This window comes from Bacillus hominis, assembly GCF_030348325.1.
Lineage (GTDB): Bacteria > Bacillota > Bacilli > Bacillales > Bacillaceae_G > Bacillus_A > Bacillus_A hominis.
This window is the reverse complement of record NZ_JAUCFS010000005.1, coordinates 71,247-82,500: the sequence shown is the minus strand read 5'-3', so window position 1 is coordinate 82,500 and position 11,254 is coordinate 71,247. Positions and strand designations below refer to the sequence as shown.

12 protein-coding genes and 1 rRNA gene (1 of these 13 running past the window's edge) are annotated in these 11,254 nt (G+C 37.8%); all 13 read right to left on the bottom strand.

Annotated features, from left to right (window positions below):
* A 16S ribosomal RNA gene (locus QUF93_RS02830) occupies nucleotides 1-307 on the bottom strand (it extends 1,245 nt beyond the left edge of the window).
* 405 nt (nucleotides 308-712) lie between these two features.
* A complete protein-coding gene (lysS, locus tag QUF93_RS02825; RefSeq protein WP_070140520.1) occupies nucleotides 713-2,212 on the bottom strand; it encodes a lysine--tRNA ligase in 1,500 nt (499 codons plus the stop codon).
* 160 nt (nucleotides 2,213-2,372) lie between these two features.
* Nucleotides 2,373-3,371, bottom strand: coding sequence for a tRNA dihydrouridine synthase DusB (gene dusB, locus QUF93_RS02820; protein WP_002124565.1), 999 nt, complete (start codon nucleotides 3,369-3,371; stop codon nucleotides 2,373-2,375).
* A 23-nt stretch (nucleotides 3,372-3,394) separates the two neighbouring features.
* Entirely contained in the window at nucleotides 3,395-3,598 is a 204-nt protein-coding gene (locus tag QUF93_RS02815) for a helix-turn-helix domain-containing protein (RefSeq protein ID WP_002009706.1), read from the bottom strand.
* Nucleotides 3,550-4,065 carry a 2-amino-4-hydroxy-6-hydroxymethyldihydropteridine diphosphokinase gene (folK, locus tag QUF93_RS02810; protein ID WP_002124564.1) on the bottom strand — a complete coding sequence of 172 codons (516 nt, stop codon included), beginning with the start codon at nucleotides 4,063-4,065 and terminating at the stop codon, nucleotides 3,550-3,552. Before folK ends, QUF93_RS02815 begins: the two co-directional genes overlap by 49 nt.
* On the bottom strand, nucleotides 4,062-4,424 hold the full coding sequence (gene folB / locus QUF93_RS02805; protein WP_002113276.1) for a dihydroneopterin aldolase: 363 nt from the start codon (nucleotides 4,422-4,424) through the stop codon (nucleotides 4,062-4,064). The genes folK and folB overlap by 4 nt, the downstream gene beginning before the upstream one ends.
* Nucleotides 4,425-5,285 carry a dihydropteroate synthase gene (gene folP / locus QUF93_RS02800; protein ID WP_289357808.1) on the bottom strand — a complete coding sequence of 287 codons (861 nt, stop codon included), beginning with the start codon at nucleotides 5,283-5,285 and terminating at the stop codon, nucleotides 4,425-4,427. It abuts the gene before it with no gap.
* Entirely contained in the window at nucleotides 5,260-6,132 is an 873-nt protein-coding gene (gene pabC, locus QUF93_RS02795; RefSeq protein ID WP_289357807.1) for an aminodeoxychorismate lyase, read from the bottom strand. Before pabC ends, folP begins: the two co-directional genes overlap by 26 nt.
* Nucleotides 6,126-6,713: an aminodeoxychorismate/anthranilate synthase component II gene (gene pabA, locus QUF93_RS02790; RefSeq protein WP_002029312.1), complete on the bottom strand. Its 588-nt coding sequence runs from the start codon at nucleotides 6,711-6,713 to the stop codon at nucleotides 6,126-6,128. The genes pabC and pabA overlap by 7 nt, the downstream gene beginning before the upstream one ends.
* A gap of 5 nt (nucleotides 6,714-6,718) precedes the next feature.
* Complete coding sequence (gene trpE / locus QUF93_RS02785; protein ID WP_289357805.1) at nucleotides 6,719-8,116, bottom strand: anthranilate synthase component I; 1,398 nt, start codon at nucleotides 8,114-8,116, stop codon at nucleotides 6,719-6,721.
* Between the two features lie 222 nt (nucleotides 8,117-8,338).
* Nucleotides 8,339-9,262, bottom strand: a complete 924-nt coding sequence (cysK, locus tag QUF93_RS02780; protein ID WP_002124554.1) for a cysteine synthase A — start codon at nucleotides 9,260-9,262, stop codon at nucleotides 8,339-8,341.
* 117 nt (nucleotides 9,263-9,379) lie between these two features.
* A complete protein-coding gene (gene hslO, locus QUF93_RS02775) occupies nucleotides 9,380-10,255 on the bottom strand; it encodes a redox-regulated molecular chaperone HslO (protein WP_128283420.1) in 876 nt (291 codons plus the stop codon).
* A gap of 6 nt (nucleotides 10,256-10,261) precedes the next feature.
* Nucleotides 10,262-11,050 (bottom strand): type III pantothenate kinase, encoded by a 789-nt coding sequence (locus QUF93_RS02770; RefSeq protein ID WP_000578370.1) that lies wholly within the window; start codon nucleotides 11,048-11,050, stop codon nucleotides 10,262-10,264.
* Between the last annotated feature and the right edge of the window lie 204 nt (nucleotides 11,051-11,254).

Here is an 11,254-nt window from a genome sequence, read left to right as displayed (position 1 = left end):
CTCAGGTCGGCTACGCATCGTTGCCTTGGTGAGCCGTTACCTCACCAACTAGCTAATGCGACGCGGGTCCATCCATAAGTGACAGCCGAAGCCGCCTTTCAATTTCGAACCATGCAGTTCAAAATATTATCCGGTATTAGCCCCGGTTTCCCGGAGTTATCCCAGTCTTATGGGCAGGTTACCCACGTGTTACTCACCCGTCCGCCGCTAACTTCTTGAGAGCAAGCTCTCAATCCATTCGCTCGACTTGCATGTATTAGGCACGCCGCCAGCGTTCATCCTGAGCCAGGATCAAACTCTCCAATAAAGTTAGTTTGTCTAGCATCTAAAAATAAAAATTGACGTTCACGTTGTTTGTTTCGTTCAGTTTTCAAAGAACTTCTTCATCGCTCAGGAGCGACTTTATTAATATAACATTTCGTTATATTTTCGTCAACAACTTTTTTCAATAAGTTGTTTTTCGTTTGTTTCTTTTGTTACCTCTCGTGGCAACGAATATAAATATACCAGTTTGATTATTAAAATGCAATAGTTTTTCTAATAAAACTTTTAACTTAGTGAAAAAGTATAAAAACAGCACATTTCTTCTATATAAGTATAGGTTTTTAATCTGACATCCATTTAATGAGCAATAATCTCACTTTCCTTTTAATAGAAGGTTTCTCCCCCTCAAATAAAGAAATAAAAAAAGCTTTGGAGAAATCTCCAAAGCTTAGTCTTGTTTATGACGCATAGCTGGGAATAATAGTACGTCACGAATAGATGGTGCATTCGTTAATAACATAACAAGGCGATCAATACCAATTCCTAATCCGCCCGTAGGAGGCATACCGTACTCAAGAGCTTCGATATAATCATCATCCATCATATGAGCTTCGTCATTACCTTGCTCGCGCTCTTTTAATTGAGCTTCAAAACGTTCTTTTTGATCGATTGGATCATTTAACTCAGTGAATGCATTCGCATGTTCACGAGCAACAATGAATAATTCGAAACGATCTGTGAATCGTGGATCTTCATCATTCTTTTTCGCAAGTGGCGAAATCTCTACCGGATGACCATAAATAAATGTTGGTTGGATTAATTTATCTTCTACTTTTTGCTCGAAGAACTCATTAATAATATGACCAACTTCCATTGTATTCTTAATTTCTACATTATGTTCTTTTGCAAGTTCGCGCGCTTCTTCTACGCTCATTGGATTCCAGAAATCTGCTCCAGAGTGTTGCTTAATTGCATCTACCATATGAAGACGTGTCCATTCTGGTTCTAGATTAATTTCATAATCACCATATTGGATTGTTGTTGTACCCAATACTTTTTTCGCGATATGAGCAACCATATTTTCTGTTAGTTTCATAATATCATTATAATCAGCGTACGCTTCATATAATTCAATCATCGTAAACTCAGGGTTATGACGAGTTGATACACCCTCATTACGGAATACACGGCCAATCTCATAAACTTTTTCTAATCCGCCCACAATAAGACGTTTTAAATGAAGTTCAATTGCGATACGCATATATAATTCCATATCTAAAGCATTATGGTGTGTAGTGAAAGGACGAGCAGACGCTCCACCTGCAATTGCGTGCATCATAGGCGTTTCTACTTCAAGATAACCGTTGTCATCTAAATATCTTCTCATTTCACGAATGATTTTACTACGGGTAACGAACGTTTCACGGCTTTCCATACTTGTAATTAAGTCCAAGTAACGTTGACGATAGCGTTGTTCAACATCTTTTAATCCATGGTATTTATCCGGTAATGGACGAAGAGATTTCGTTAAAAGTGTAAATCCTGTTGCTTTTACTGAAAGTTCTCCAACGTTCGTTTTGAACACTTTACCTTCAATACCTACTAAGTCACCTAAATCTGCTGTCGTAAATAACTCGTACTCTTCATCTCCAACAGTATCTTTACGAACATAAATTTGAACTTGCCCCTGTAAATCTTGAATATGCGCAAATCCCGCTTTTCCTTTACCGCGTTTTGTCATAATACGACCAGCGATAGAAACAGTGATTTCTTTCTCTTCTAATTCTTCTTTAGAGAATTCTCCATATAGACTTACTAAGTCAGTTGTTGAATTTGTGCGTTCAAATCGTTTACCGAACGGATCGATTCCTTGCTCACGTAAGTTATGTAACTTTTCACGACGAACAAGCAATTGGTCGTTTAATTCTTCGTGGTTCATGTTATCCATGATATTGATATCACTCCAGCTCTATTAAATTTTATAATATATACAGTATAGCATTTTCTACTCAACTAGAAAAACTGCCAGCAACTAACTGGCAGCTCTTCTTTCTTTCACGTAATTATAGGAAGTGTATAGAAGAATGTCAATCTCCTATATTCCCTTATTAACCAACGTAAATTGTTTGTTGTTTCGCTTCTACTTCTTCTACAAATGCACCTAATACATTCGCAAGGTCTTCACGCGTGTTACAAGCATTGATACCATTACGCACACTCGCATTACCACGAACACCTTTTAAATACCAAGCTGCATGCTTTCTCATCTCTCTTACAGCAACATTTTCGTTCTTTAAATCAATAAGACGATCTAGATGCAACATACATACATCAATTTTCTCACGGACTGTTGGTTCCGGCATTAATTCACCTGTCTCTAAATACTTTACCGTACGATAAATCATCCACGGATCTCCAAGAGCAGCGCGGCCAATCATAACACCATCTACACCAATTTCATCAAGCATACGCTTTGCATCTTGCGGTGTTTCGACATCACCATTTCCGATAACTGGAATATTTACAGCTTGCTTTACTTGTTTAATAATATCCCAATCCGCTTTTCCTTCATACATTTGCACTCGTGTACGCCCATGAACTGCTACCGCTTGTCCACCAGCACGCTCAACAGCCTTTGCATTCTCAATTGCGAAAATATGATCTTCATCCCAACCAATACGCATTTTAACTGTAACTGGCTTTTCAACAGCGTCTACAACTGCCGCCACCATTTCATATATTTTATTTGGATCTAAAAGCCACTTTGCTCCCGCATCACACTTAATGATTTTCGGTACTGGGCAACCCATATTAATATCAATAATGTCTGCTGTCGTATATTTATCTACGTATTTCGCAGCATCTACAAGAGTTTCTTTCTCTCCACCAAAAATTTGTAAACTTAATGGCTTTTCTCTCTCATCGATATATAACATATCTAATGTTCTTTTGTTATTAAGTAATATCGCCTTATCACTTACCATTTCAGCACAAACTAAACCTGCACCAAATTCTTTTACTGTCAAACGGAATGCAGAGTTACACACACCCGCCATCGGTGCTAGTACAACTGGATTTTTCATCTCAATATTTGCAATCTTTAACACCCGACTTACTCCTTCCTTTACGGTCACTTCGGCATCAATTCGTCTATTGAAACGTTTAATGTTTTAGCGACTTCTACTACAAAATCTTGGGAAGGTGATCTATTGCCCCTCTCAACTTCACCTAAAACCGATACAGATACCCCTAATTCTTTCGCAAAACCTTCTTGTGTATAGCCTTTTAGCTTTCGAAAAGCACGAATGCGTCTTCCCCATTTTTCTGCTTCCATACCGTTACTCCCTCTCGCCTTTTCATTTCTTCTACTTGTGAACGTGAAATGTCTTGTTTTATATCTTGATTAATTTCTAACAACGGAACGATAACAAAAGCTCTTTCGAACATCCGCGGATGCGGAACAATAAGATTCTCTGCTTCAATATTTTCTTGATTATATAGTAAAATGTCAAGGTCGATGGTTCTCGGGCCCCATCTAATTTCCCTTTTTCTTCCTAGGTCATTCTCTACCTTTTGTGTCACTTTCAATAATTCTTGCGGTGATAAATTGGTAGAAATTTTTATAACTAAATTTAAAAAGCAATTTTGGTCAGTATAGCCAACCGGATCCGTTTCATATACAGACGAAACATCATCAACTTGGATATGCTGGTTTTTATTTAAAAACTGAATTGCTTCAGTTAAATAAGTATAACGCTCCCCAATATTCGAACCTAATGCAATGTACGCTATATTATTCATGGACGTTCTCTCGTAATTTCTACCGCTACAGCACGATAATGCCCCGGTATCGGTGGATCTGGTTTAATTACCTTAATTGTACACTGTGAAATACTCTCATATTGTTTCAATATATCTGTAGCGATATTTTCAGCGATACTCTCTACAAGCTTATACGTTCTATCTTCAACAACTTTTCTACATAGTTCGAAAAGTTCCCCGTAATTGACAGAATGCTCTAAGTCGTCACTTTCTCCTGCACGTTTTAAATCCAACTCCACCGTTAAATCCACTTTAAATCTCTGACCCAATTTATTTTCTTCTGGGAATACACCATGATAACCGTAAAACTCCATATCATGGATATAAATTTTATCCAATTACTTTGCCCCCTTACCAATCATCGCGTCCATCATCTTAGCCATACGCGCCATTTCTTTCACATCATGTACGCGGATAAACTCACAGCCCTTTTCAATACCAAGACAAACGGTAGCACCCGTTCCTTCAAGACGTTCCTCCACTGGTAAATCTAATACATGGCCAATAAAGGACTTTCTTGAAGTACCTAATAGAACCGGGTAACCCAGTACATTTAACTGTTCTAAATTACGCATCGCTTCTAAATTTTGTTCAGGCGTTTTCGCAAAACCGATACCTGGGTCTAAAATAATATTCTCATCTCGCACACCAGCATCTTTAGCAATCTTAATACTTTCATACAAATCAGCAATCATGTCAGCCATTAAGTTGCGGTAGTTCATATTATCTCGATTATGCATTAAGATAATGGGCACATCATAATAGGCTGCAACTTCAGCAATCTTCGGTTCCGCCTTCGCTCCCCAAATATCATTAATAATATGAGCACCAGCCTCAATCGCTTGTTTTGCAACTTCAGCTTTATACGTATCAATAGAAATAGGTAATTTCACTTCTTTTGAAACTGCCTGAATCATCGGAACAACTCGCTTTATTTCCTCTTCTACTGAAACTTTAGCGAAACCCGGGCGGGTAGATTCGCCGCCAATATCAATAATATGAGCGCCTTCATTTTTCATTTCTTTCGCATGGCGCAATGCGGCATCTACTTCGCTGTAACTCCCACCATCAGAAAATGAATCTGGTGTTACATTTAAAATCCCCATAATTAATGTCTTTTCATTTAAGTTCAATGTATATTCGCCGCAGCGCAAATCATAATCCCACTTCAAACTACACATCTCCTCTTCGCAATTCATTTCTGCTCCACAATTTCTCTCTCTGCACTCCATAAAGATCCATAAGTCTTTTTGTAACCACTCCCACTTTACCCGGGAAATCTTTCTCCTCTATACGATAAAGGGGGACAATCTCTTGAATAGAGTTCGTTACGAACACTTCATCCGCTGAAAGCAATTCATCTTTTGTAAAGAAACCTTCCTTTACTTCTATACCCAGCTCTTCAGCAGCCTTTATAATAAACGCACGAGTGATTCCGTTTAAAATCCCTGTTTCTAATGAAGGAGTATATAAAATATCTCCTTTAACAAAAAAGAGATTCGAAACAATCCCCTCTGCAACATAACCTGTTTCAGTAAGAAAAATACCTTCCTTATTCACACCATTTCCAATTTCGCGTTTCCCTAAAATATTATTTAAATAATGATGGGACTTCAAGCGAAATGCACCCTCTGGTGTATTTCTCACTTGTTTTAAAATAACTCCTTCTTTTTCCACTACATTCCCTGGAGCTACTAAAGGTTTTATAAAAACAATAACAGACGGTTCTTCATATACTTCCGTTTGTAATCCTATTTCATCTATACCCGCCGATACATTTAAGCGCACATATGCATGCTTTAACCCATTCTTAACGAGTAGATTCTTTAAAATAAGTATCACTTCATCTTTTGTTATTGTCCATTTGATTTGCAATATATCGAGCGCATCCATTAAGCGTTCATAATGATCATCCAATAAAAAGGGATGGCCATTATAAATACGAAACGTCTCAAAAACCCCAAGCCCATACAGGTAACCGTGGTCATACGGAGAAATTTTCGCTTCACTCGCTTCTACATACGCGCCATTTACGTAAATTAACACGATGTCACACTTGGGCTATATTTGCGAATGAAATTCTGTAGCAACTCTTTCCCGTGAGAAGTCATAATAGATTCTGGATGAAATTGTACCCCTTCAATCGGCAACGTTTTATGACGAAGCGCCATAATTTCACCTTCTTCAGTCCAAGATGTTATCTCTAAACAATTCGGTAACGTCTCTTTTTTAACGATAAGAGAGTGATAACGTGTCGCAGTAAATGGATTTGGAATGTCAGAAAAAATCGTCTGTCCATCATGATGCATTAAAGATGTTTTTCCATGCATCAAACGCTCTGCCCTGACAACATCCCCACCAAATACTTGCGCAATTGATTGATGTCCAAGACAAACCCCAAAAATCGGAAGCTTACCTGCAAAATATTTAATAACATCCATACTGATCCCTGCCTCATTAGGACTACATGGACCTGGCGAAATCATTAAAAAATCTGGTTTCATATTCTCAATATCTGAAATAGTCACTTCATCATTACGCCTAACAACAAGCTCTTGTCCAAGTTCTCCAAGAAACTGCACTAAATTAAATGTAAAAGAATCATAATTATCAATCATTAATATCATTTCTCTCACCTAACCGTTTCTTCGCTACTTTCTTTTGCACGCCATAAAGCGATTGCTTTTTTTAACGACTCTTTATATTCATTTTTTGGATTTGAATCAATTACAATACCCGCTCCAGCTTGCACATGCGCTTGTCCATCTTTAGCAAGTAGTGTTCGGATTACAATATTCAATTCCGTATCTCCAGAATAGCCAATCCAACCAATTGAACCCGTATAAATCCCTCGGCGAACAGGTTCTAATTCTTCAATAATTTCCATCGTACGTATTTTCGGGGCACCGGTAATTGTCCCACCAGGAAATACAGCCTTCACCAAATCGAAAGCATCTTTATCTGCTTCCACCTCACCACGCACATTAGAAACAATATGCATAACGTGTGAGTATTTTTCAATTACCATAAATTCATCTACTTCAACAGTGCCATATTTACAAACCCGGCCCAAGTCATTTCGTTCTAAATCCACAAGCATTACATGCTCTGCTCTTTCCTTTTCGTTTTCAATTAATTCTTTCGCTAATTCCTCATCCTCTTGCTCACTTGCTCCTCGAGAGCGCGTACCAGCAATTGGTCTTGTACTCACTTCTTTTCCTTGCTTTTTAATTAGCAATTCAGGCGAAGCACTAACAATTTGAAAATCTCCAAACTCCAAGTAACCCATATATGGAGATGGATTAATTTCACGAAGACTTGTATATATTTCTAGTGGATGTGTTTGTAATGTTCTTTCTTGTCTTGTCGACAAGTTTACTTGAAACACATCACCCGCTCCAATATATTCTTGAATACGTTCAACAGCCTTCATAAAGCCCTCTTCCGTAAAAGCGACTGCTTCATTTTTCTTTGCAGGACATTCAAACGGTATAGTCACTTCGGGTGCTTCTTTCATCCAAAGACCCTTCCATTCATTTAATCGTTCTTCTGCCTCTTCACACTCATCTACATAATGCGTAATAATCCATAATACTCTCTCCTGTTGATCATACACAAACACGTCATCAAATAACAAAAAGAATATGTCAGGTATATTAATATCATCCTCCGCAAGAGAAGAAAGTTTTTCAATATAACGGATACAATCATAACTAAAGTATCCAATTGCCCCACCTTGAAAAGGCGGGTACTCCGGATTATAATCCGTTTTCCATTTCTCCATATACGTTTGCATTAAATCTAATGGATTCCCTCGCTTTATTGTTTCCTTACCACTTTCACTTATATGTAACGTCTCATTCTTACCCTGAATTACCGCTACTGGATCCAGCCCAACAATGTTATAACGACCACCACGTCCACTTTCTAACAAAATATGTTGCGGCTTATCCTGAGAAAGAAATTTATATTGCTTAAAGAAATCTAACTGATATGGAATAGAAAGCGCTAAAGATTTTCTTCGTTGCATATCAACACCCCGTCTTCTGTTATCCCACCCTCTTAAGGTAATCAACTCAAACTACATAAGGTTATTTATACAGAGAATGATTATACTTGAGGGCTAGTAAAAAAAATTTATTATACTACTTCTTATTTTACATGAAGTTTTCTAGTCATTCACTCTTTTCCTTTTTCCAATCAAAAAAGAAAAAGCATCCTTTTTTAAGGATGCTTTTCAAATCGCATTCAATTATGATTCAAATTGATAAAGTGGTGTACTTAAATAACGTTCACCGTTACTCGGAATAATAACAAGTACCTTTTTCCCTTTACCTAATTTCTTCGCAACTTCTTTTGCTGCATAGATGACTGCTCCTGAAGAAATACCTACTAAAATACCTTCTTCTCGAGCAACTCTTCTTGCATATTCAAACGCTTGCTCTGTTTTCACTTGAATAATTTCATCATATACCTTTACATCCAACGTCTCTGGGATAAATCCCGCCCCAATTCCTTGGATTTTATGTGGACCCGGCTTCCCACCAGATAATACTGGTGAATCCGCAGGTTCTACTGCATAAATTTTAATGTCTTTATACGCTTCCTTCAGCACTTCACCAGCACCGGTAATTGTTCCACCTGTACCAATACCTGCGATAAACGCATCTAATTGATCACCCATTTGTTCAACAATTTCTGGACCTGTTGTTAAACGATGAATTTCTGGATTCGATTGATTTTGGAACTGTTGCGGTATAAAGTAGCCATGTTCTTTTGCTAATTCAGTTGCCTTACGAATTGCCCCACCCATTCCTTCAGGTCCTGGAGTCAATACTAATTCAGCACCATAAGCGCGTAATAAATTACGACGCTCAATACTCATTGTTTCTGGCATTACTAAAATTGCCTTATATCCTTTAGCGGCTGCTACCATCGCTAAGCCAATACCTGTGTTACCGCTTGTTGGCTCAATGATTGTATCGCCCTCTTTTAATAATCCTTTATTTTCAGCATCTTCGATCATAGCTAACGCGATACGATCTTTAACGCTGCTCCCCGGATTCATAAATTCTAATTTTAAGTATACATCTGCGCTGTCTGATTCTACGATGCGGTTCAACTTAACGATCGGCGTTTTCCCGATTAATTCTGAAACTGATTGTGCCACTCGCATTCCTGTCACTCCTAACACCGAGTATTTTTATTGGTTTTATCTATATTTAGATTTTGTCAGAAAATTCCCTGTTTGTCAATCTATCCGAGCGAACAATTCTCCACTTAAACTTCCTTATTACAGGCTCTCAATTATGCTTGTAATATCTTCTTTAGAGAATTTATATCGTTCATTACAGAAATGACAGTGCACTTCCGTCTCTTCTTCTTCTTCACGAATTTGCTCTAACTCTGTTTTACCTAAGCTAATTAATACATTTTCGATACGCTCGCGTGAACACGTACAATTAAATTGTACATCCATCGTTTCTAGCACTTTTACTTTATCTTCTCCTAGCACTTCATATAGTAACTCCTCTGGAGAAAGCCCTTGTTCGATCAACGTTGAAACAGGAGGGATTTTTTGTAGACGCTCTTCAATAAATGAAATTGTTTCTTCCTGTGCACCTGGCATAATTTGAAGAATGAATCCACCCGCTGCTAATATGCTATCATCTCCATTTACGAGAACACCGACACCAACAGAAGAAGGCGTCTGCTCAGAAACTGCGAAATAATAAGTGAAGTCTTCTCCTAATTCTCCTGAAACAATTGGAGATTGACCGATAAATGGTTCACGCATACCAATATCTTTAATCACTGTTACAAATCCTTCTGTACCTACCGCTTGATATACACGTAATTTCCCTTGTTCTGTCCCTTCAAAATCAACATGCGGATTCGTTACATAACCACGTACATCTCCATTTGCATGAGCATCTACTAAGATAGGACCAATCGGACCGTTACCCTCTACTTTAATCGTTAGCTTCTGCTCGCCTTTTAACATCGCGCCCATCATTGTACCCGCAGTTAAAGAACGACCAAGTGCTGCCGAAGCTGTTCTCCATGTATCATGACGTCTTTGCGCCTCACTTACTGTGTTTGTTGTACGCACACTATACGCACGCACTTCTCCATCAAATGCTAACGCTTTTACTAAATAATCTTTCATACTTATTTATTCACCTTTCTCATACTGTAAATTTGCATTACGTTCATATAACATATACAAACCTTTTAACGTTAAAAACGGATCTACAATATCAATTACATTTGATTCTTCTGAAATTAATTTCGCTAATCCACCTGTTGCAATAACTTTCGGTTCTTGTTTAGCTTCTTCTTTCATACGCTTAACAATACCTTCCACTTGTCCAACGTATCCATAAAGAATACCTGATTGCATCGCACTTACTGTATTCTTCCCAATAACACTACTTGGTTTTGTAATTTCAATACGAGGAAGCTTTGCTGCTCTACTATATAACGCCTCTGCCGAAATCATAATTCCCGGCGTAATAACGCCACCCATATAATGCTTCTCTTCGTTAATATAACAATATGTAGTAGCCGTACCAAAATCAACAATAATAAGCGGACTTCCATATAAGTGGATTCCTGCTACTGCATTTACAATTCGGTCCGCGCCTACTTCACGTGGATTTTCATATTTAATATTCAAGCCAGTTTTTATCCCAGGCCCCACTACAAGAGGTTTAATTTTAAAATACTTTTCACACATACGCTCTAAAGCAAACATAATTGGCGGTACGACTGAAGACACAATAATACCTTTCACATCTTCAAAAGAAAGACCTTCATGCTCAAGTAACTGCTTTACAAGCATCCCATACTCATCTTCTGTTTTATGACGATCTGTTTCCATGCGCCAATGCTGACGAAGTTTCCCCTCTTCAAACACACCTAGTACCGCATTTGTGTTCCCTACATCCAATACAAAAATCATATTCTCACCACTTATCTTATTTAATCTATATTTGTGCAGTATGTATAAAACTTATAAAAACATCATATCACACATACTTATATAACCAGCTTTTCTATCCTCATCATTGTACAAAAAGATTACTCTCTATTTCAATTTTTAATGCTAGTTTTATTTAAATTCTTTTGCCACTTAAATTCATTCCACAAAAAAAGGAGTGACTAT